This window comes from Mammaliicoccus sp. I-M35 (genome assembly GCF_022386455.1).
In the GTDB taxonomy this organism is placed as follows: domain Bacteria; phylum Bacillota; class Bacilli; order Staphylococcales; family Staphylococcaceae; genus Mammaliicoccus; species Mammaliicoccus sciuri_A.
The window spans coordinates 39813-62090 of the sequence record NZ_JAJNIL010000009.1 but is presented as its reverse complement, the minus strand read 5'-3'; the positions used below and the strand labels follow the sequence as shown (position 1 = coordinate 62090).

General features: G+C 32.8%; 18 protein-coding genes. 3 read left to right on the top strand and 15 right to left on the bottom strand.

Annotated elements, in window-relative coordinates; genetic code table 11:
- Positions 1-276 precede the first annotated feature (276 nt).
- From LQ679_RS10940 to LQ679_RS10930, 3 genes are all read right to left on the bottom strand, one after another.
- Entirely contained in the window at positions 277-972 is a 696-nt protein-coding gene (locus LQ679_RS10940; RefSeq protein WP_239762762.1) for a type 1 glutamine amidotransferase domain-containing protein, read from the bottom strand.
- A 1-nt stretch (position 973) separates the two neighbouring features.
- The gene (locus LQ679_RS10935; protein ID WP_239762759.1) at positions 974-1897 is read right to left on the bottom strand and encodes an NAD-dependent epimerase/dehydratase family protein; all 924 of its coding nucleotides are present in this window, start codon (positions 1895-1897) and stop codon (positions 974-976) included.
- A 78-nt stretch (positions 1898-1975) separates the two neighbouring features.
- Positions 1976-2293 (bottom strand): ArsR/SmtB family transcription factor, encoded by a 318-nt coding sequence (locus tag LQ679_RS10930; protein ID WP_037589651.1) that lies wholly within the window; start codon positions 2291-2293, stop codon positions 1976-1978.
- Positions 2294-2430: 137 nt separating this feature from the next.
- On the opposite strand from LQ679_RS10930, the gene bla reads away from it, so the two are divergent.
- A complete protein-coding gene (gene bla / locus LQ679_RS10925; protein WP_239762757.1) occupies positions 2431-3285 on the top strand; it encodes a BlaZ-like penicillin-hydrolyzing class A beta-lactamase in 855 nt (284 codons plus the stop codon).
- A 77-nt stretch (positions 3286-3362) separates the two neighbouring features.
- On the opposite strand, the gene LQ679_RS10920 is transcribed toward bla, so the two are convergent.
- The 10 genes from LQ679_RS10920 to LQ679_RS10875 all read right to left on the bottom strand — a co-directional run bounded on the left by LQ679_RS10920 (position 3363) and on the right by LQ679_RS10875 (position 16497).
- Positions 3363-3983, bottom strand: coding sequence for a hypothetical protein (locus tag LQ679_RS10920; RefSeq protein WP_239762754.1), 621 nt, complete (start codon positions 3981-3983; stop codon positions 3363-3365).
- A gap of 154 nt (positions 3984-4137) precedes the next feature.
- Positions 4138-5622, bottom strand: a complete 1485-nt coding sequence (locus LQ679_RS10915) for an ATP-binding protein (RefSeq protein ID WP_239762749.1) — start codon at positions 5620-5622, stop codon at positions 4138-4140.
- 115 nt (positions 5623-5737) lie between these two features.
- A complete protein-coding gene (locus LQ679_RS10910) occupies positions 5738-6946 on the bottom strand; it encodes a restriction endonuclease subunit S (protein WP_239762748.1) in 1209 nt (402 codons plus the stop codon).
- Positions 6939-8495 carry a type I restriction-modification system subunit M gene (locus tag LQ679_RS10905; protein ID WP_239762747.1) on the bottom strand — a complete coding sequence of 519 codons (1557 nt, stop codon included), beginning with the start codon at positions 8493-8495 and terminating at the stop codon, positions 6939-6941. Before LQ679_RS10905 ends, LQ679_RS10910 begins: the two co-directional genes overlap by 8 nt.
- Before the next feature lie 110 nt (positions 8496-8605).
- Positions 8606-11398, bottom strand: a complete 2793-nt coding sequence (locus LQ679_RS10900; RefSeq protein WP_239762746.1) for a type I restriction endonuclease subunit R — start codon at positions 11396-11398, stop codon at positions 8606-8608.
- A 260-nt stretch (positions 11399-11658) separates the two neighbouring features.
- Positions 11659-12789, bottom strand: coding sequence for a hypothetical protein (locus tag LQ679_RS10895; RefSeq protein ID WP_239762745.1), 1131 nt, complete (start codon positions 12787-12789; stop codon positions 11659-11661).
- 203 nt (positions 12790-12992) lie between these two features.
- Positions 12993-13556 carry an NAD(P)H-dependent oxidoreductase gene (locus LQ679_RS10890; RefSeq protein WP_239762744.1) on the bottom strand — a complete coding sequence of 188 codons (564 nt, stop codon included), beginning with the start codon at positions 13554-13556 and terminating at the stop codon, positions 12993-12995.
- A complete protein-coding gene (locus tag LQ679_RS10885) occupies positions 13549-13962 on the bottom strand; it encodes a MerR family transcriptional regulator (protein WP_239762743.1) in 414 nt (137 codons plus the stop codon). The genes LQ679_RS10890 and LQ679_RS10885 overlap by 8 nt, the downstream gene beginning before the upstream one ends.
- An 83-nt stretch (positions 13963-14045) precedes the next feature.
- A complete protein-coding gene (locus tag LQ679_RS10880) occupies positions 14046-14915 on the bottom strand; it encodes an alpha/beta hydrolase (RefSeq protein ID WP_239762742.1) in 870 nt (289 codons plus the stop codon).
- Between the two features lie 184 nt (positions 14916-15099).
- Positions 15100-16497, bottom strand: a complete 1398-nt coding sequence (locus tag LQ679_RS10875) for an MDR family MFS transporter (protein ID WP_239762740.1) — start codon at positions 16495-16497, stop codon at positions 15100-15102.
- A 220-nt stretch (positions 16498-16717) separates the two neighbouring features.
- Here LQ679_RS10875 and LQ679_RS10870 point away from each other — a divergent pair, with 220 nt between their 5' ends.
- Positions 16718-17698 carry a tRNA dihydrouridine synthase gene (locus LQ679_RS10870; RefSeq protein ID WP_058611771.1) on the top strand — a complete coding sequence of 327 codons (981 nt, stop codon included), beginning with the start codon at positions 16718-16720 and terminating at the stop codon, positions 17696-17698.
- 403 nt (positions 17699-18101) lie between these two features.
- On the opposite strand, the gene LQ679_RS10865 is transcribed toward LQ679_RS10870, so the two are convergent.
- Complete coding sequence (locus tag LQ679_RS10865) at positions 18102-19142, bottom strand: NAD(P)-dependent alcohol dehydrogenase (RefSeq protein WP_119651168.1); 1041 nt, start codon at positions 19140-19142, stop codon at positions 18102-18104.
- A 308-nt stretch (positions 19143-19450) separates the two neighbouring features.
- Here LQ679_RS10865 and LQ679_RS10860 point away from each other — a divergent pair, with 308 nt between their 5' ends.
- Positions 19451-21328, top strand: a complete 1878-nt coding sequence (locus LQ679_RS10860; protein WP_239762738.1) for a fibronectin-binding protein FnbA — start codon at positions 19451-19453, stop codon at positions 21326-21328.
- A 78-nt stretch (positions 21329-21406) separates the two neighbouring features.
- Here the strand turns inward: LQ679_RS10860 and LQ679_RS10855 are convergent, their stop codons facing one another.
- Complete coding sequence (locus LQ679_RS10855; protein ID WP_196307558.1) at positions 21407-22240, bottom strand: trypsin-like serine peptidase; 834 nt, start codon at positions 22238-22240, stop codon at positions 21407-21409.
- Between the last annotated feature and the right edge of the window lie 38 nt (positions 22241-22278).

Genomic DNA, 22278 nt, shown 5'->3' with positions numbered 1-22278 from the left:
TCTTCGTGCGATACGGCCTGATTTTACCCCATAACGCACGATATCTCGCAGTCTTCGTGCGATACAGCCTAATTTTACCCCTTAGCGCACGATATCTCTCAGTCTTCGTGCGATACAGCCTAATTTTACCCCTTAGCGCACGATATCTCGTAGTCTTCGTGCGATACGGCCTGATTTTACCCCTTAACGCACGATATCTCTCAGTCTTCGTGCGCTTTTGCCACTGCACCATGGTCAACAACTACACACTCTTACACTAACCTCAGTCATCCTGCGCTACTTCTCTTCTCCACTCAATATGCGTGAAACGGCTTGTGCGACTTGCTTTGGTGATTGTGGATTTTGTCCTGTAACGAGTCTGTTGTCTACTTGTACATATGGTCTGAATGGTACTTTTGCTTTATTGTATTTGGCATCTCGGATTTTAAGTTCACTTTCTAACATAAACGGAACTAGACGTTTACGATTGGCTAATATTTCTTCTGCATTTGAAAATCCAGTGATCTGTTTACGATCGATAAAGTATCTGCCGTTTTCATCTTTCACATTTAATAATGCTGCGATGCCATGACACACTGCTGCGACAACGCCACCGTGACGATATACTTCATTAACACCGTCTTGAATATACGTATTATGCGGAAAATCAAACATCACACCATGTCCGCCGGTAAAGTAAATGACATCATATACTTCAGGATTTGCTTCACTTATAGATGGACTGTTTTTAAGCTTCTCCATAAAAGTATGATCGTTATAATAAGCCTTTGTTACTTTATCTAACATTAGTGGATTAAGACTTACCGGATCAATGGGTGTTTCACCACCGTTTATATTAAATAAATCGATTTGATAATCTTGTGTATTAAAATAATCATAAAAATGAACGAGTTCACCTAGCCACAGTCCTGTTGGTTTACGTGTTCCTTCATAATAATCTACGCTTGTATTAACTATCATGATTTTCTTCATATTACGATTCTCCTTTTAAAATATTTTTAATGCCTTCTTCATAAGTTGTCACTTTAAAATCAGGAAATCTTTCTTTAAATTTATCGGACTTAAAGACGTTATCATATTTATATCTCGGTAATAATTCAGTAAGTTCTTTAACTTGTTGGTTAAATAGACTACCTAATTTAAATACCCACATTGGTACTGTCATATACTTAATCTTCTTATTTAAGACTTTCTCTGCTTTTTTCAAAATATCTTTATAAGACACACTACCGTCTGTTGGTAAATGCCATGTTTCTCCATAAGCATCAGGTGTATTACCAAGCAATGCTAAGGCACGACTTGCATCAGGTGTCCATATAAGTGTACGTAACACAGATGCATTAACCGGTACTAATGCACGTTTACCTGCTTTTACACGATTAAATACTAATGAATTGGTAAAGCTTTGCGTTAATCCTGGTCCATAAAATTCAGGAGCGCGGCCAATAACAGCCTGAATAGATTGATCTTTCATAGCTGATAACAACATTTCAGCTATATCCGCACGTACTTGTGATTTACGACCTTCTGGTACAAATGGACTGTCTTCAACCTGTACGTTATCGTTTTTCTCATACATATACGTATTATCAAAGAATGCCAGTTTCGTGTTTGTTTCTTGGCATGCTTTAATGACATTCTCCATAATAACTGGAAAGCGTTCTTCCCACATTTCTGAATTTGCGGGCAATCCAACAGCAAAATAGACTATTTCACTACCTTTCACTGCTTTAAGTGTATCTTCGTATTTCATTAAATCAGCCGCTACTAACTCGTCTGTATCATGAATTTTCTTAGGCTTTCTACCTACTAATCGTATATCTTTCGTATAATTTCTATAAATTTCTTTAGCAATTTCTTGCCCAATTTGTCCGTTACTTCCTAAAATTGTTTGCATATCGAATGCTCCTTTTTATTATTTATTAATTCCTTATTTCAATAGGTTTAAACATATGAACATAGTGACTAAAATTTTTTAAGCTTTTTCTTTATTTTTAATATTTTCTTCTAAAGAAGCTGTCAGTTCTTTCAACCACAGTAATGCATCGTCTAAATCAGAACGATAATATCTTTCCAATCCAACTTGCTCGACACTCAACAAGCCCACTTCATACATTAATTTCAAATGATGAGATACAGCAGGACGTGAAATCGTAAGTCGTTCAGTAATTTGATTAACCGTTAGTTGTTCTTCTCTACATAATAGAACAAGAATTTGTTGACGCTTCTCGTCTTGAAGAATATTTAATAACTTCGAACCTCTCTTAAATACCTCCATCGTCTTGTCTTCCATGTCGTCTCTCCTTAACAAATCGTTTCAATGATTATTATATACCACGTATAGCATGTGTAAGTCAAAAGAGAAGATTGAAAAAACAATCATATTATTAATATGATAGTATATATACCAAGTCTAAGGAGGTATACGTAATGAAGAAATTGATATTAATAATCGCATCTATATTTTTGCTCAGTGCCTGCAGTACTGCTGATGCGACAACGGAAGATTTGAAGAAGGTTGAAGATAAATATGATGCTAATGTAGGTGTTTATGCTTTAAATACTGCAACTGATGAAGAAATTACCTTTAATGAAGATAAGAGATTTGCCTATGCTTCAACTTTCAAAGCCGTAAGTAGTTCGATGTTACTTGAAAAGACACCTCACAATGAATTAAATAAGAAAGTTCATGTTAGTAAAGAAGACATTGTGCCATACTCACCTGTACTAGAAAAATTTATCAATAAAGATATCACGATCAAAAAATTAATCGAAGCAACGATGTTATACAGTGATAATACTGCTAATAATATGATTATTGAAGAATTAGGTGGCTATAAAGAAGTCAATAAAAGGCTACAGTCATTAGATGATAAGACTACTAAGCCTTCAAGAATGGAACCTGAATTAAACAATTATGACCCAAAGAGTAATAAAGATACATCAACACCAAAGGCTTTTGGAAAAACACTCATTAAACTTATCAACGATGGTCGTTTATCAAAAGAAAATAAAGCATTCTTAATTGATTTAATGATCAATAACAAAAGTGGGGATACTTTAATTAAAAAAGGTGCACCAAAGAATTTTAAAGTAGCAGATAAGAGCGGACAAGCGATTACTTATGCATCAAGAAATGATGTTGCTCTTGTATACCCCAAAGGTGAAACAAAACCAATTGTTCTAGTTATATTCACAAACAAAGAAGGAAAAACAGATAAACCAAACGACAAAGTAGTCAGTGAAACAGCTAAAGTCATATTAGAAAAATTTAATGATAAGTAGGAATAGAATATAAAAAAACAGCCTAAGGTCGCGAAACCTTAGGCTGTTTATTTTGAGTTATGATGGATGTTCTATTTTTATAACGCACTCACGAGTCTTTCAAATTCATCTTTATTAATGTTAATACCTTCGAGATTAACATCTGCTAAATTAGGGTGCTGCCCACTTGTTAAGACATATACTTCAATGTGTGGACATGTTTCATTAACGATAGGCTTGATTTCTTCATCGAACCGCTTCGGTCCATTGTTTTCACTGTAAATCACGACATGAAATTTAATATCATCAGCTATATTCATAGGAATTCTGTCTTCTCTCTTTCTAGACAATACACACTGTTTTCCTACGATATTTGAAATCCACTCTTCTTTCTTTTGACAATAATTTATAAAATCTTTCCTTTGATATCCTAAATCCATTTTAACTTCGAGTATATTCTTAATTACATTATCTTCACAAATTAATAAATCCGGATATCTTGTACTTAAAGATTTATCAATCATAGATAAAGGCTGATCAATAAAGATTTGGACACCTTCCAATCTACTAATCAAATAAGCACCCAGCAAGTCTTCTCCAATACCTGATATACTATGATTACGTCCTCGATATAAATTTTCATGAGGGTAAGTAGGCTTCCCTGCTTCTTTATATGCCTTTACAAGATGTTCGATAACTTCTACTTCTGTGAATTTCATACTCAATCACCCTATCTATAGATACTCTATATTTCAACACACAAAGTATATCACACGTTTGAAAGCACAAAGACAAAACCCTCCTAATAAATTAAGAGGGTTTGACTAGTAGTTTATAAATAATATGCGGATTTATTAAAGATAGGCATAACATCTAATCCATTACTAAAGAATACTCTTTTGTAACGATTTTCATTAGATTCTTATATAAATTCATATTACCTACAATAATAAATTTTAGTTTTTTCCTAGTTCTTGTTATATTTTGAAATACCATCTGTACTGGATCGTAGTGATAATACCCTCCATTATATTGAAGGGATTTATTCTTAATTTCGAAACTTCTATCTAATATAACAGCGACATTATCAAACTCTTGTCCGATAATTCTATGTGAATTTACTTCTTGATTTAGCTGTGAATATTTTTCAAATGATGCATTGTCGAACTTAGATGTCGTCAATGATAAATACGTCCATGAATTATTCTCAAGGTATTGTACGTACTCTTCGAAATTGCTTTTACTACCTATATATTCAATTTCGATATTGTTATAATCGATATTATTTTTCTTATCATTATTGAATAGTTCCTTTATAAAACAAGCAATTTCATGATTTGTTCTGATTTTATCTGTAAGTGTTTCATGTTTAATACTTGTATATGTCTCTTTAATATAATCAATGTTATTATATTTACTTTCTTTTTCATTCAGGTACTGACGAGGATCTAAACTAAAGATTAATTTACAATCATGTTCTTTAGCTTTTTCCATAATATTTCTTAATTGAGCAGGATACATTCTTTGTACCTCATCTATAAAAATAACGTCTATTTCAGTATACTCCTCATCTTCTATTCTTTCTTTAACACTTCTTATGTTCCAACCTTCTTCTATAAGTCGGTCATGTCCACTATTCAGCAAACCACAATGTATCATTACAGTATTTTTTCCCTGTTTAATAAGTTTGTTAGCTGCATCATAAATAACTAATGATTTTCCTGTTCCTGCCTTACCTTCTACAATATGATCATCTTTTAACTTTATTATACTATTTACTATAATTTGCTGATGCTGTGTCAGTATATATTTTTGTTTAAGAAACTTCTCAGTATTATTAAATGGTGATATTAAATAATTTGTAGGTACAAATACATCATCTAAATGTGTTGATTCTATTGTTTTATATTTAGACAGTATATCAACCACTTCGCTCGTATCGATTATAGATGTTGATTTATTATTTTTGTCATATTTATAAAATATATTCTCTTCACTTACATATGTAATAATATCTAGTTCATGAGTAACAGCTTGTAAATAGAAATAGTTTTTACACTGTTGTTTTAATACTCTTTCTTTATCTGCTTTACTCTTAAGTTCAATATTTAAAATGCCTTCTTTAGTATATTTTAAAAGGTCAAACTCTGGATTAATTTGTTTGATTTTATAATTTAAATAAAATCCATCAAAATAAGAAACGCTATTATCGTATAAATGAAGTTCTTCTACAAGATCGACAATACCTTCTTTCTCAACCTCTTTAATATCATCCAAATTATATCGCTTTTTGATCAACATTAAAGAAGATTGGTCCAAGCAAGTATTTGCTAAGGTTTTTAGATTAATTGTATTCATATAGTACTAGCTCCTCATCAAATTATTTATTGAAACCATTAAATTTCTTAATAAACTATAATTCTCATAAATTATTGCTAGTTCTTTTTCGTTATATAGTAGTGTGTTGGTAAAATTAAATGAACATTTTTTGTAAATATCCTTTTTTATTTTCGTTTAATACTTTAAGTTTATTAGATTGCTTTTCAATTAATTTATCAATATTTTTAAAGAATTCTGCTATTCTTTCCTGTTCTGCTAGAATAGGTATTTTAATATTTATATCTTTCAATTGCTTGTATTTTAAATTCCATGTATCTGATGTAAGGCCTTGTGAATTAATTTTAAAAATATGGATCATTTTATAAGTTTTAAATAAATAAGCAATAAATACTGAATTAACATTTTCTAAAGGATAAACTACTGTATATGCTGGACTAACAATACCATCATATTCTGACTTACCACTTGCACCTTGCCACATTCTCATAGAGTTATATGCTATATCATTTTTTTTAACGACTTTATAATTACTTTTATCTTTACTCGAATTATCTTTTCTATCTAGTTCATTAAACTTAATTATTCCACTATTTATCGTTACTGATAACATATCTCCTTCACTAGAACGTTCATTTCTCTCTTTCAATAAATTCTCTATTGTCTGATTCTCCCACTCCGGATACTCGTTCCCATTCTCATCTTTAAATCGCAGTTCTTGTGAGAAAATCTTTTGCATATATCCCTTTTTCTGTTCTTCTAATTTCGCTAACTTTTGTTCCTCTAATTCAATTTGTCGGTCAAGTTTGCTGAAAAATTCACCGATCTTTTGTTGTTCAGTCAAAATTGGTGTAAACAAATTTATAGAAAAGAAGTCGTTTACTGGTATATTTAATAAACCATGATTTCTGGCTCCTTCTACAGCTATTTGAGAAACTTCTTTATACCATTTATCTGATTCGAAGTATTGTTTCATAAATTCTGAACTTTGACTATCATTAAATTTAAAGCAAATATATAGCGTTGATAATGCACCTTGATCATATCTCTCTAATCTTTTAATTGCACCCAATGGATAACCATTCGAATAACTTTTATTATATGCAAACTCTCCATTTTTAATGAGCGTATAGTTATCCAAATTTTTAGCAGATACTGACTTACTAAAGTATGTAACCTGATCCACTAAACCTAATGCCCCTGAAATAGTTAAGGGCATTTTAGAGACAGAATTGGTATTTTTACGTTTAACTCTATTGCTTATTTCACCAAGAACTTTTTTCTCCCACTCCCCATCAAACTCTGGGAATCTCAACTCTGGTACATTTTTTGTTTCATTAGTCATGTGTCACCACTCCTAATTCTTTTAAGTAGCTTTCTATTTCTTGTTCTACTTCTTTTATTTCCGCTTCTATCGTCTTCAAATCTGATTGTACTTGTTCTAAGTCTACTGGTTCTTCTTCTTCAAATGTATCGACATATCTTGGTATGTTAAGGTTATAGTCATTTTCTGCGATTTCTTCTAGGCTTGCTGTATGACTATATTTATCTATTGCTTCTCTGTTTGTATAAGTATTAATGATTTTTTCTACGTGTTCGTCAGCTAAGTTATTTTGGTTTTTACCTTTTTCAAACTCATTTGATGCGTCTATAAACAACACGTCTTGATCTAATTTACGGCATTTTTTAAATACCAGAATACATGTTGGTATACTTGTTCCGTAGAAGATGTTTGCTGGTAAACCGATTACTGCGTCTAGATAGTTCTTCTCTTCGATTAAGTATTTACGTATGACTCCTTCTGCTGCGCCACGGAATAAGACACCATGCGGTAAGACTACTGCCATTGTTCCTTCATCGTCTAAATAGTGCACCATATGTTGAATAAAGGCGAAGTCTGCTTTTGATTTAGGTGCTAGTTTACCGTAATTACTAAATCTTTCGTCATCGTCAAATTTACTATCCGCACTCCATTTTGCACTGTATGGTGGGTTAGCTACTACTGCATCGAATTTCTCATCTAAGAATGCTGGAGCTTCTAAAGTGTCACCGTTATGAATATCAAAGTTCTCAAAGCGTACGTCATGTAGTAACATGTTCATTCTAGCTAAGTTATATGTTGTATTGTTTCTTTCTTGACCATAGTAACGATATACTGTTGTTTCATTACCTACACGTAATAGTAATGAACCTGACCCACATGTTGGATCATATACATTTCTTAGTTTATCTTTGCCTAATGTTACGATTTTAGATAAGATTTTTGAAACTTGTTGAGGTGTGTAGAATTCCCCTGCTTTCTTACCAGCGTTTGCAGCAAATCGTCCGATTAAGAATTCATAAGCATCACCTAACATATCTATTTCCATATCACTATGTAGGAACGGTAAATCTTCTAAATTAACCATTACTTTGCTCAATAAAGCAGTTCGGTCTTTAACTGTATTACCTAATCTTGTAGAACTTAAATCCATATCGCTGAATAGTCCGATAAAGTCTTCTTCACTTTCTTCTCCAAGTGTAGATGTTTCTACTTTTCTAATTGCTTGTGCTAAATGTTCAATATCAAATCTTTGGTTTTCAATTTCTTTAACCATATTGCCAAATAAGTCTTTTGGCTCTATGTAATAACCAACATTTTCTAAAAGTTCTGCTTGTAAGTCTTCACGATATTCTTCATCTTCCCATGCTTCTTCATAAGTTAGATCTTCACCAGATAATGCTTCAGCAACTTCTGATTCTGCTTTTTCTGATAGAAAGCGATAGAAGATTAATCCTAGTATATAATTACGGAATTCACTTGCATCCATATTTCCTCTTAAATCATTTGCTATAGACCATAAACGTTTATGTAATTCTGCTTGCTGTTGGCGTTGCTTTTCTGTAATTGACATTTTATTTCCTCCATTAATTTGGTACATTTTTGTTTTATGTTACTTATTTGAGTTTGTAAAAGCATATCAAAACCTCTGCAATATACTATTACAAAGGTTTTAATTACTATCTAAAAACTATATTTTGATGTCACTTCTTCAATAAATGATGCAATTGCTTTTTTAGTTTGTCGTTTCTCTCTAAGTTTCTTATCTCCGACAAGGTCCTTTAATTCTTCTTGATTAACGATACCACTAAATTCAAACTCTCCCGTAATTGCCTTAAGTATTTCTTCATCTACTGCTTGTTGATGAGCAAACTTTTTAAACTCTTCTTCCCGTTTTGCATTTTCAAACTTGAGATAAACTTCATCAATATCATCTTCTTCAGTTAATTTAGGCACTACTTCATCTATAAATTCACGTATTAAATCACGTTTAAGTCGAAGCGTTGGGTCGTCTGCATTGTCTAATATACGTCTAATTTGTTCACGATTTCGTTGTTGTTCTTCTTTGTCTTTTAAATCAATCTTACGTACGAGTTCCATGATATATGACACATTAATTAAGTCATTACGCAGAATTTCTATTTCGAAATCTATATCATTTAATATCGTTACTTTTTCATTTTCACCGTGTTTATTCTTAACTTCATCGTATATCGCGAAGTATTTACTCTTGTAGTCTTCAAACTCTTGTTCACCCATACCTATATTTTCATTAGTAAAGTTGAATTCTTCGAAAGTTTTCAGTCTTAGCACTAATTTAGAAACGAGACGGAACGCTTCGACAAATGATTTTTTATCATTTTCATCAAAGACATTATCCATATCTTCTGGATTTTGAGCGATTGTTTTTAATTCAGCTAACGCATCTACAAACTCAGATAAATACTCTTCATAACTTCTCATTAATATACGATCTGTATCTTCTGTTTGAGAGAATAGTTTTAACGCCTCATCTGTTTGACGTTTCAAATTACGATAATTAACAATTTTTCCGAATGGTTTTGTTTCTTTTTCCACTCGATTAGTTCTTGAGTATGCTTGAATTAAGTCATGATGTTTTAAGTTTCTGTCTACATATAAAGTGTTCAACACTTTACTATCAAATCCAGTTAAGAACATATTCACAACGATTAGGACGTCAATTTTGCTATCTTTAACACCCTTTTTGACACTATTTGAAATATGATTGAAGTACCCTTGGAACGTATCTGTAGAAAAATTTGTACCAAATGTTGCATTGTAATCCGCTATTATTTCATCTAATGAATCTCTTGAATGTTTTTCCTTTACATTACCTTCTGTACTTTCTTCATTTGGTGAATAAGAATACACTCCTGCGATATTAAGCGGTTTATCATAATCTTTACTAATCTCTTTAAACACATTATAAAATTTAATCAACGCTGGGATACTTTGAACAGTTAAGATTGCTGAATACTGTCTATTTCTAGTATATTTATCATGATTTTCAACTATATGTCTTGCGATGAGTCTAATTCGATCATCAGCGAGCCATACTTCATCTTTATTGATACCTTCAACCAATTCTTCTGAATCTAGATCTATATTTTTGGCTTTTATTGTATTAATATAATCTACTGAAAAGCCTAATACATTACCGTCATGAATGGCATTTTTAATTAAATAAGTGTGTAAACATCTACCGAAGATATCTGCTGTACTTCTACCATCTTGACTTTTATTTTCTTCAAAGCGAGGTGTTCCTGTAAAACCAAAGTACTGAGCATTATTGAAATGTTGACGAACAATACGATGCATATCACCAAACTGACTACGATGACACTCATCAATAATAAATACGACTTTATTAGTCTTATATTGCTCTAATGCTTTCGGGTTACTTTGAATAGCTTTCGACATTTTTTGTATAGTCGTAACAATAAGCGGTAAGCTTCTATCATTTAACTGCCTAACAAGTTGCGAAGTATTATTTGTTTTATCTACTGCACCTTTAGCAAATTTATTAAACTCTTCTTCTGTCTGACTGTCTAAATCTTTACGGTCAACTAAGAATATTACTTTTTGGATGTCATCTTGTTCTGATAATATTTGACTCGCTTTAAATGAAGTTAATGTTTTACCGCTTCCAGTCGTATGCCAAATATAACCGTTATTGTTTGTTTCAGTCGCTTGATTGATCAATGCTTCAACAGCATGTACTTGATAAGGACGCATCGCCATTAGAATGTGATCAGTCTCATTGATTATCATATAACGAGAAATCATTTTAGCTAATTGGCACGGTCTTAAAAATGAATTAGTAAAGTCACTCAAATTATTAATACGCTTGTTATCTTTATCACTCCAATAAAACATATGGCTTTTTAATATATCACCATCATTATTAGATAGATAACGTGTTTCTACGCCATTACTTATAACGAATAATTGTATGTATCGAAATAATCCTGTGTAGTTTTGTTTACGGTAACGCATAACTTGGTTAAATGCTTCATTAATATCTACACCACGACGCTTAAGTTCAATTTGAACTAGTGGCAACCCGTTCACTAAAATAGTGACATCATATCTTGCTTTATATTTATCGTTTACCGACACTTGATTTGTAATTTGGAATTTGTTTTTACACCAATTTTTTGTATCTAAAAATGATAAGTATTCTTCAGTTTCATCATCACGCTTTAAAGGCAACTTGTCTCGTAGAATACGTGCACTTTCAAAAATACTTTTCCCATTAATCATCGTTAATAAGCGTTGAAACTCTTTATCTGTTAATGGTTGATCTTTGAATTTATCAGCATGACGTTCATTGAGAATAGCACGGAAATTATCCAATAATTGTTGTTCATTTCTAATCGTTACAGTTTCATAGCCATTTGATTCTAACTGTTCCATCATTTCATTTTCTAGAGCAAATTCACTTTGGTATACCATAACATCCCCTACCTTTGTTTCTATTACAATTAATTATAATATATAACTCATTTTATGTGGTGTAAATTTTAAGATTATAGAATATATTTACCAATTATTTCGTTTTTGATATGAAGAAACTTTTTTATAGAAAAAACACTTACGTTAAATTCATTTAATTATGAAATCAACGAAAGTGTTTTTATTTTACTCCCACTCATTGAGGTTAGTGTAACAGCTACATTGTAGATCTTTTACATTTAGTATACGATTGATGAATATTAATGATACATAGCGATAACATTATCTAGATACTCCTCAAATTCTTTCAACCTAATTTCTTCGCTTAGTTCATCAACTATTTTATTGATTTCCTGTTTATATCTTTCTGATAAGTCTTCATTCTTTAATTTTGAATTATTCTTTTTCTTCTTTACAGGATATAAATTTTTATACGATATTGCTCCACTTGTACCCAATTCAAATAATCTTGGTTCAATTTCTTGTGAATAATTTACATCTTTAGAAGCACATTCTTTCTTAAATAAACCTTCCCATTTTCCTCTACTTCTTAAAATAACTATAGATTCTTTATCAGTAAGTAATTTTTCCAAAATAACTTTTGCACTAAGTATACTACTTTCTTGTTTCTTACTAAATCCAATATCATTAGATTCAGATGTTCTATATGGAATTAATTCTATATTAGTTATTTTTAATTTTATTAATGCTTCCTCAAATTTTTGTTCAACTTCACTATCATAGCGTTTGGCTTTATTCATCTTTTCAAAAATTGAACTATAATGCTTCATACATCTGACATATCCAGGGCCACTTCCATGAAATACATGTGAATAATACTGTCCTAAATAATATGCTACTGCTTTAAACCTCTTTGAATGGCCACTTTGCAAATAAAGTTTGAATTCTTGTTCGTTCTCACAATAGATTTTATATAATTTTTTTAATTCTTGTGATATTACATTTTCCTTAGACAAAATATGATTATAGTAAAAATCATGAAGCATACTAATTTCAACGTCATTTGTTTCATATACTTCTTTAGAATCAAACTCAACTCCATCAACAATATTTTTTTCAAGAGATACTTCACTTTGAATATATTCTCCGACTGTTGAACATTCTTCAGATGTTGTTTTATTCATATGTGTTCCCGGGTTAAATAATCCAATAATAAATTTAGAATTATCTATATCTCCTAGTATATGATTTGGTATACCCCACATCGCTGCTTTAGAGATTTTATTTAGTTTCTCCTTTTTATTTACCCATGAAAAATCATTATCAATTTCTTCTGGATTTTCATATAATTCTTGATATCTCTCAGCTTTTTCTTTAATTTCATCTTCATCCCAAAATTGAATGAATTCGTCCCATAATTTTTCGCTCATACAATTCTCTCCATTCAGTATTTATAATATTAATATACTTATTTAAATGGACATTAATTGTCTAATTATCTATATACTAAGAGTAATATGTATAATCATAGCATAGAAGTTTTTGCTCTTTTTCATTAATTTAAAGTACATTCAAATTAAAAAAACTGCACAAGTAGTATTCATCTTCACTACTTACACAGTTTATTTTTTATCTAATTTTCTATTTTTCTTGTAACCTTCAATGCAATATCATCTATCATTTTATCCATAGTTTTATTCTTATTTCTACTTCTATTTAAATTATCAATATGATAAGTAGATATTGTATAAATACCTGATAGGTTTAATGGATATTTGAGTACATGGTATCCCATTCTTTTCTGCATTCTATGAAATACTTCTGGTCCGCCTTGTGTATATACAATAATTGCTTTTTTACCTTTCCAGAATCCTTTTCTGAAATACCGCTTCTTCTTAAAGCTGAATGCATATTCTGGCCAAAATGCTAAATCTATAAAACTTTTCATGATTGGTGTGACATTAAACCAATAAAGTGGATATATAAATATCAATGTATCAGACTGTTCTAGTTTATTAAGTATCTCTAGATGTTCATCTGTGACTGTTGAATGATAGCCATTCTCTAATATAAGAGGTAAGTTCATTTGTTGTAAATTAAACACGTAACGATTACTTTGATTAATATTCTTTATAATAGATTCATACACTTTAAAACATACCCCAGATTGATTACCACCATAAATGACACTAATCATCAGATCCTCTCCTTTGATTGAGCTCATTTAAAATCAATTCTTTATTTAAGGCATACTGATTATTTTTAGATAAGTCATGAATGTTCTTTAGTTTATTAAGGATAAATATTTGGTTATTTAATTCTTCTTCTTTTTCTTCAATAACTTTATTAATATAGTCCATAGAAGTAGCGTTACATGCTTCTGTAGCTGGTTCGTGAAATAATTGAATAATATATTTGATATCCTCTAAATCAATATTTAATGCCTTTAAGTTCATAATCATTTTGAGATCAATCATCGTTTGTTCATCAAAGTAACGATATTGATTCGCATCTCTCGGAATTGTTAGTAAACCTACTTTTTCATAATACCTAATTTGTGATTTAGTAATGTTTAAACTTTTGGAAACATCGTCAATTCTCATACAATATACCTCCTTCATTTAAAACCTATCATTAAACCACACTTTAAGGTCAAATACTTTTTCGGTTTACTTATTCATTCTCCCTACTTCCCCCACAGAAACTCTACTATCTCATTCGCGACTTGTTTGTTTTCGTGAAGTTCGCTGTGCTGGGCTGTTTTGCCTTCGTATTTGGATTCTTTATAGCTTTTTGGACTATTTCCTAGTAAATATTTCAATGACTTTGATGAGCTGTTGGATACGCGGCCGTCTGAGTTAGTACCGTCTTGTAAATCGCCATAGATATTTAATACTTCTATTTCTTGTCCTTTATAGATGTCTTTCAATTGTTGTAGGTCTGGATATGGTGGGTTCATGCGACTTGGTTTACCGCTTCTATCCACACTAATTTCATTTACTTGTTCATTCATATTTAATACACCATTAAACGTACCGGCAATGTTCACTTCTTTATTCAACTGCGGTAATGTTTCATCATCCCCGTATTTCAACATATATTTAGCAAATGATAAATTCCCCATTGAATGTCCGACAAAGTTAAATTTCTTAATGCCATATTCACTTTGTAATTTCGCTAGTACGTTTTTAAACCATTCTGCATTGAGATCTAGATCGCCTTGTTTATTATTTTCTAATTCTATTTGTACAATAGGATTAGTCGCACCTTTTTTAAGTTTGCCTTTTAATTCAACTTCTCCATCTTCAGATACATATGCTGTGATGACTTCTTTTGTAACGTCTTTTTTCCTTGCTTGTTGAACCATATATTTCTCTGAATTCGCACTTCCTGCATAACCGTGTAGAAATAGTGTCGGTATTTGGCTATTTTTATAAGTTGAGCCTGTTGATTTAACTGTTGTTGAATGATGTTCGTTAGATGGTTTCGTCATAATCATGATTCCAAAGATCATTAGAATAACGATACCCATCCCCAAAATCCATAACTTCTTCACTACGATAACCTCAATTCTGTTATTTTGACTTAAGTATAAAGTATGTTTACATAAATTTCCTTATGTATTACTTATAAACCCATACGGGTCAGTCTGAGGGTTGTCTGATGCCATACTGCTCACCCTATAAAAATAAGCATAAGACTGGGACATTATGTATGTCCCGCTCTCATGCTTTATTTCATTATGCTTCTTTATAGCCTTTTTTAGATGTTGGGTTGATAATTGCTAATATTAATCCGAGTATTGCTACGATACAGATAACAACGTATGCGACACGTACGCCGTGTACTAATCCTTCTATTCCATATTCATGTGGATTTAAGATGGCTGTGTTCATAACTGTTACTAATATTGCTGAACCCATTGCTGCGCCGACTTGTCGCATTGTATTATTCATCGATGTTCCGTGTGGTACTAATTCACGTGATAAATTGTTTAACGCAGCTGTTGTTAATGGATTGAAGACCATTGCATTTGCTGCGAGTGAGATGGCAAAGAATATTGTGACATATGCGAATGATGTGTGTGCATCGAGTTGTGTGAAAGCAAATGATGTGATCACGACAATTGAAACGCCTATGATGGATAATAACTTACCACCGTATTTATCGAATATTTTACCTGTGAATGGTGAAAGTAAACCTGTTATAATTCCACCTGGCATGAGTGCTAACCCTGACATCAATGGTGAATAACCGTGTAGATTTTGTAAGTAGAATGACAGGACTGTTTGACTACCTATAAATGAAACAAAGACGATACAGACAATAATCATATTGATTGTAAAGGATTTATAGGTGAAGACGCGTACATTAAGAAACGGCTCAGTCATACTTAATTGTTTCACGATAAACATTGTTAAGATGACAATACCTGCAATGATCATTGAATACACTAAAGGATGATGCCATCCTAAATTACCCGCTTCACTAAAGCCAAATAACAATGCTGCAAAGCCTAATGTCGACAGTGTGACTGATAGTTTATTAAGCTTCGGTTTCGTAACATCTGTTACATTCTTAACGAATTTCATCGCAAATAATAAATCTACAATAGCTACAACTAATAGAATATAGAATATTACTTTCCAACTGTATTGAGATACGACCCAACCTGATAATGTTGGACCGATTGCTGGTGCGAATCCGACGACTAATCCAAACATCCCCATTGCTTGTCCTCTTTTATCTGCTGGGTAAACGAGGAATAACACTGTTTGCATTAAAGGCATCATAATACCAGCACCCATTGCTTGAACTGCACGTCCTGCGAGTATAACCGTGAATTGATCCGTAATAACACAAATAATAGAACCTACTATAAAGAATGTTAAAGCTGCAAAGTATAACGTTCTAGTTGTAAACCGCTGTGTTAAATATGCCGTAATCGGAATCATAATACCATTCACTAACATAAATATAGACGTTAGCCATTGTACTGTACTACTCGTTAAATGCATTTCTTTCATAATACTTGGTAAGGCTGTAGTCATGAGTGTCTGGTTCAAAATGGCCACAAATGACCCTACCATCAAAATCGTAATAAGCAAAGTCTTATCCCGGTGTTTCAACTCTTCCACGACGACATCTCCTCGAAATCTTTCTCTAATATCATCATGTTATACAAAGGCACATGAGAAAGTCAAAATGCATGCTTTACGTATTAAATTGTTTAGATGTTATGACAAGTAATCTGAATTAAAATGAGTAAATATCCTTTTGTATAAGTTGCACTTTTATGGTAATATCATCATGGATAAATATTTAATAAATTAATAAATAAGAAGGTTAAAATATATTATGAAAGAAAATTTTTGGAGTGAATTGCCACGTCCATTTTTTATTTTGGCACCTATGGAAGACGTTACGGATATCGTCTTTCGTCACGTAGTCAGTGAAGCAGCTAGACCGGATGTCTTTTTCACTGAGTTTACAAATACGGAAAGTTTTTGTCACCCTGAAGGTATACACAGTGTTCGCGGACGCTTAACTTTTAGTGAAGATGAACAACCTATCGTCGCACATATATGGGGCGACAAGCCAGATCATTTCCGAGAAATGAGTATCGGAATGGCTGAAATGGGCTTTAAAGGTATTGATTTGAATATGGGATGTCCTGTAGCAAATGTTGCAGGCAAAGGTAAAGGTTCTGGCTTAATTTTAAGACCTGAACGTGCAGCTGAAATTATTCAAGCAGCTAAAGCTGGTGGTCTACCGGTAAGTGTTAAGACACGCCTCGGTTATTATGATATAGAAGAATGGAGAGATTGGTTAAAGCACGTCTTTGAACAAGATATCGCAAACTTATCAATTCATCTTCGTACGCGTAAAGAAATGAGTAAAGTAGATGCACACTGGGAATTAATCGAAGCGATCAAGAATTTGCGTGACGAAATCGCACCAAATACATTGTTAACGATCAACGGTGATATTCCTGATAGAAAGACAGGTCTTGAACTTGCTGAAAAATATGGCATCGATGGTGTTATGATCGGTAGAGGTATCTTCAATAATCCATTCGCATTTGAGAAAGAACCTCGCGAACATACAAGTAAAGAACTATTAGACTTACTCAGACTACATCTCACATTATTCGACAAATACGCAACTAGTGAAACACGACAATTCAAAAGCTTACGTAGATTCTTCAAAATTTACGTACGTAGCATGAGAGGCGCTAGCGAATTAAGACATCAATTAATGAGTACAGAAACAACTGACGAAGTACGCGCATTACTAGATGAATTCGAAGCCCAAATGGAAGACACCGTAGAATCTTAAAGTGAATCAATAAATCATCCCCTGTTAACGTTGGAGTTAGCAGGGGATTTTGTGTTGAATGAAGTGGGATTGTCGGGTGAGTTAGTTACAAAACTCTGCCAAAATGTTACTAACGGCCTCCTTAGTTACAAAACTCTGCGAAAGTGTTACTAACGAGCTCCTTAGTTACAAAACTCTGCGAAAGTGTTACTAACGGGTGCCTTAGTTACAAAACTCGACAGAACCGTTACTAACGAGCGCCTTAGTTACAAAACTCGCCAAAACTGTTACTAACGGCCTCCTTAGTTACAAAACTCGCCAAAACTGTTACTAACGGCCTCCTTAATTACAAAAGTAGCCTAATTTGTTACTAACAACACCCCCATTAAAAAAAGTGCCCATCAAATGGACACTTTCTACGTTATTACATTGTGCTTGTATCTATTACGAAACGATATTTAACGTTTGATGATAAGACTCTTTCATATGCTTCGTCTATTTGATCTGCTGAAATCAGTTCGATTTGTGGTCTAATGTTATGTTCTGAACAGAAGTCTAACATTTCTTGTGTTTCTCTTATACCACCTATTGCTGAACCTGCAAATGATCTTCGGTGACCGATTAAGTTAGCTACACGTAAAGATACGGGTTCTGCTGGTGCCCCTACGTTTACAAGTGTACCGTCTAATCTTAATAATCTAAGATAATCGTCTATTGGTAAATTAGCACTTACGGTATTAATGATTAAATCAAATGAGTTCGCTAGTTCTTCAAATGTTGACTCATCACTTGTTGCATAATAATGAGAAGCGCCTAATTTCAAGCCGTCTTCTTTTTTATTTAATGTACGTGATAACACTGTTACATCAGCGCCCATTGCATGTGCAATTTGAACGGCCATATGACCAAGTCCACCCATACCGATAACAGCTACATTTTTACCTTCGTATGCTTTCCAGTGATTTAAAGGTGAATACGTTGTAATACCTGCGCAAAGTAAAGGTGCCGCTTCATCTAAAGGAATATTATCTGGAATACGTAGTACGAAATCTTCATGTACGACGATATGTGTTGAATAACCACCTTGAGTAGGTTCTCCATATCTGTCAGTACCTGCATATGTACCAACCATTCCTTTTACGCAATATTGTTCTTCGCCATTTTGACAATGTTCACATTCACCGCATGAATCAACCATACAGCCAACACCAACACGGTCATCTACTTGATATTTACTCACGTCAGAACCAACTTCTTTAACAATACCCGCAATCTCGTGACCTGGTACTAAAGGATAGTTCACTGGTCCCCATTCTCCATGTGCAGTGTGAATATCTGAATGGCATATTCCTGCATATTTAATTTCTATCAAAATATCATGTTTATCTAAATCTCTTCTCGTAATTTCTGTCGCAAAAAAATTAGAATCCGGACTACTTACTGCTCTCGCTTTAGCATTTAGCATCATAAATTCCTCCGTTACTTACTGGATAGAATACTATATTTGTATTCTTCTTTGCTTATATTAGACTCGTGTGTAAGTATCGTCAATTTATATGACTTACGCACTTTATTGTATATTATGCATTGTTATAAATATTAAAAATTACTTTAAAACAAAAATGTTTGTTATATGTATAAACTTTATTTTTCAATATTTTGTAAACAGTTACATATTTATGAAAAAACCTATTGTTTTATTAATATCCGTGAGGTATAAATATATTAGATAGATGTAATATGTAACACAATACGGGATGGAGTTGAATTTTAATGCAAAGGAACACTTATCAAAGATTTTCATTAAGGAAGTTCAAAATCGGGACGGGATCTATTTTATTGGGAACTTTATTAGTCATGGGTATTCAACATGAAGCACAAGCGAGTGAAAATAGCGCAGTAGAAACAGACAATACAAGCATCAATAGTGAACCTACAAATACAGATTCAGAGAATACTGCTGTGGAACAACCAAGCGATGCTACACAACCAGAAACGACTAATGAATCGAACGAGAACACAGACGTTACAACAAATGAAGCAAGTGAGACACCTGAAGATAATAACGATGAAGCTACTTCTTATGCTGCAAAGCAATATCCTGATCAAGACACAAATTCTATTGCAGTAAACAATGATGCTGATGCTAAAAAGGATACAGATAAAGATGGTGCTTTGACGTATTTCAATGCGCAAAATGGTTATGTGCCCGAACAAACACAAACTGTTAAAAACGGCGTGAAAACAAGCGAGCATTGTACAGCTGATGAAGTGACAACTGAATATACAAATAAAGTTAATCTTAATGCTAAAAGTGTAATGGATACAAATTTAGATGACTATTCTAACAATGGTTTTCAAGAAAAAGTGAAAAATCCAAATAACCATCCAAATGCAACTGACACTCATAATTATGGCCCGGGAAATTTAGAAGTTCACCATTGGCAAAGTGGTCCAAATGAAGCAACAACAGCACAAAATTGGAGAATTGTCTTTGCGACTGACTATGCAATTGATAATGCTGTTATGCGTGTGACGTTGCCTTATGATAATGTCACAACTTCTGATGCGTCTGATTGGTTAGTGAATAGATATTATCCTGCTGTTTCAAAGGATGGTAAGAGTTCATATACGAATATCATTACACCTGAAAACATCACATTTGATGGTAATATCGCAATCATTAACTTAGGTAACGTAGTAGCAAATAGTGCTTACGGTATTGTATTTAATAAACAATTTGATACACCACAAGACTTTAGTGGCGGACCGCTTACTACAAGTGTCAATGTTAGTGGAGAGTGGAACGAAGAAGATTTACGCAGACAATTAGAACTTAAAAAAAAATCTATGCGTGCACAAGGTATGTCTGAAGAAGAGATTAATAAAGCAGAATTAGACTATATCAAATCAAGTTTAACACCTAAACAAGTAGAATATATCAATGAAGTATGTGAAATTCCAGATAACCCAGACAACCCAGATAACCCAGACAACCCGGACAATCCAGATAACCCGGACAACCCAGACAACCCAGATAATCCTGATAACCCGGATAATCCGGATAACCCAGACAACCCAGACAACCCAGACAACCCGGACAACCCGGACAACCCAGATAATCCGGATAACCCGGACAATCCGGACAACCCGGACAACCCAGATAACCCAGATAACCCAGATAACCCAGACAACCCGGATAACCCGGATAACCCGGACAACCCGGACAATCCAGATAATCCTGACAAGCCAGATAATCCGAGCAACCCAGATAATCCTCCCAACCCAGATAATCCTATCAACCCAGATAATCCTTCCAACCCAGATAATCCTAGCAACCCAGATAATCCTAGCAACCCAGATAATCCTAGCAACCCAGATAATCCAGGAAACATGGATAAAACTGGCCATTCAAACAATGTTGTCCCAGTTAAATCAGACAACTCAGTTAGCTCAAACAACATAGTGAAACTAAATAATAATAATCAAGCGCACACTTCTAAAGATACTAATCATAAAGATAATCATAAATTACCAGATACAGGTGAATCTAAAGTAGAACATACTACATTATTTGGTACACTTATCGCTATGTTAGGATCAGCATTCCTATTATTTAGACGCAAAAAAACATCAGAAGATAAAGAATAATTATAATAAAATACACGATTAAAGCTACACAAAATAACAGAGCATCTCTCAATAAATGAGGGATGCTCTGTTTATATATTATCGATTATGTTTAAGTATAAACGCTCTTGGATTTCCGTAAATTGATTCTCCTCCAGCTACTTCTTGTTTAGCATACTGGTAGCCTGAATTACCTCTCAAATTATACCCATACGTTCTTAATGCATATACTTCAAAATTACCATTTACCATTGGAGAACCTGAATCTCCTGCTCTAAACTTATCTTTCGTCATTAATTCTGCTTTATTAGAAGACTCTTGTAAAAATTTCAACTTATTCCAATAAGCGTATGTATTATTTCCATTAACGACTGGATAGCCTAATGAGTATAAATTATCATTGAATTTCAATGATTTGATTTGTTTATTAGTTGCTAGTTTTAAAGGTTGAACTTTTGCCTTTTGAACCATATTTTCTTTCGTTTCTACGACGACCATATCATAAGCAGGAACCTTATAGATTTTTTTAGCTTGGAATTGATAAGGTATTTTTTTGCCATCTCGATTTAATTGGAATTTTATTTTTTTAGGATCCGTTTGTCTGCCATTTGCTCTTTCAACAACATGTGCATTCGTAACAAATGTATGGTTACCTACTACAAAGCCTGTTCCCATACTATCTTTACCCGGACCTTTCCAGCCATCCATATTAGAAACACGACCAACCGCTTTATATTTATTCTTATGCGCATAATCATAACGCTTCATGATAATATCTTTATTATTTATTTTTTGGGCTTTCTTATATGCAGAATTAGCATTCCAGCTTTCCATACCATTATAATAATAATTTCCCACCGCATCCGCTTTGTTAACTGCAAACAATAATAGTAAAAGCCCTAAAATCAATGTAACGACTTTTTTTGAATACATATTCTATCCTCCTAAAGTTAATAAAATGCTACTTATCT

What these genes read in the sequence shown, in the direction of transcription:
- LQ679_RS10940 (WP_239762762.1), bottom strand. Translation starts at nt 972, where the DNA reads ATGAAGAAAATCATGATAGTTAATACAAGCGTAGATTATTATGAAGGA.
- LQ679_RS10935 (WP_239762759.1), bottom strand. Translation starts at nt 1,897, where the DNA reads ATGCAAACAATTTTAGGAAGTAACGGACAAATTGGGCAAGAAATTGCT.
- LQ679_RS10930 (WP_037589651.1), bottom strand. Translation starts at nt 2,293, where the DNA reads ATGGAAGACAAGACGATGGAGGTATTTAAGAGAGGTTCGAAGTTATTA.
- bla (WP_239762757.1), top strand. Translation starts at nt 2,431, where the DNA reads ATGAAGAAATTGATATTAATAATCGCATCTATATTTTTGCTCAGTGCC.
- LQ679_RS10920 (WP_239762754.1), bottom strand. Translation starts at nt 3,983, where the DNA reads ATGAAATTCACAGAAGTAGAAGTTATCGAACATCTTGTAAAGGCATAT.
- LQ679_RS10915 (WP_239762749.1), bottom strand. Translation starts at nt 5,622, where the DNA reads ATGAATACAATTAATCTAAAAACCTTAGCAAATACTTGCTTGGACCAA.
- LQ679_RS10910 (WP_239762748.1), bottom strand. Translation starts at nt 6,946, where the DNA reads ATGACTAATGAAACAAAAAATGTACCAGAGTTGAGATTCCCAGAGTTT.
- LQ679_RS10905 (WP_239762747.1), bottom strand. Translation starts at nt 8,495, where the DNA reads ATGTCAATTACAGAAAAGCAACGCCAACAGCAAGCAGAATTACATAAA.
- LQ679_RS10900 (WP_239762746.1), bottom strand. Translation starts at nt 11,398, where the DNA reads ATGGTATACCAAAGTGAATTTGCTCTAGAAAATGAAATGATGGAACAG.
- LQ679_RS10895 (WP_239762745.1), bottom strand. Translation starts at nt 12,789, where the DNA reads ATGAGCGAAAAATTATGGGACGAATTCATTCAATTTTGGGATGAAGAT.
- LQ679_RS10890 (WP_239762744.1), bottom strand. Translation starts at nt 13,556, where the DNA reads ATGATTAGTGTCATTTATGGTGGTAATCAATCTGGGGTATGTTTTAAA.
- LQ679_RS10885 (WP_239762743.1), bottom strand. Translation starts at nt 13,962, where the DNA reads ATGAGAATTGACGATGTTTCCAAAAGTTTAAACATTACTAAATCACAA.
- LQ679_RS10870 (WP_058611771.1), top strand. Translation starts at nt 16,718, where the DNA reads ATGAAAGAAAATTTTTGGAGTGAATTGCCACGTCCATTTTTTATTTTG.
- LQ679_RS10865 (WP_119651168.1), bottom strand. Translation starts at nt 19,142, where the DNA reads ATGCTAAATGCTAAAGCGAGAGCAGTAAGTAGTCCGGATTCTAATTTT.
- LQ679_RS10860 (WP_239762738.1), top strand. Translation starts at nt 19,451, where the DNA reads ATGCAAAGGAACACTTATCAAAGATTTTCATTAAGGAAGTTCAAAATC.
- LQ679_RS10855 (WP_196307558.1), bottom strand. Translation starts at nt 22,240, where the DNA reads ATGTATTCAAAAAAAGTCGTTACATTGATTTTAGGGCTTTTACTATTA.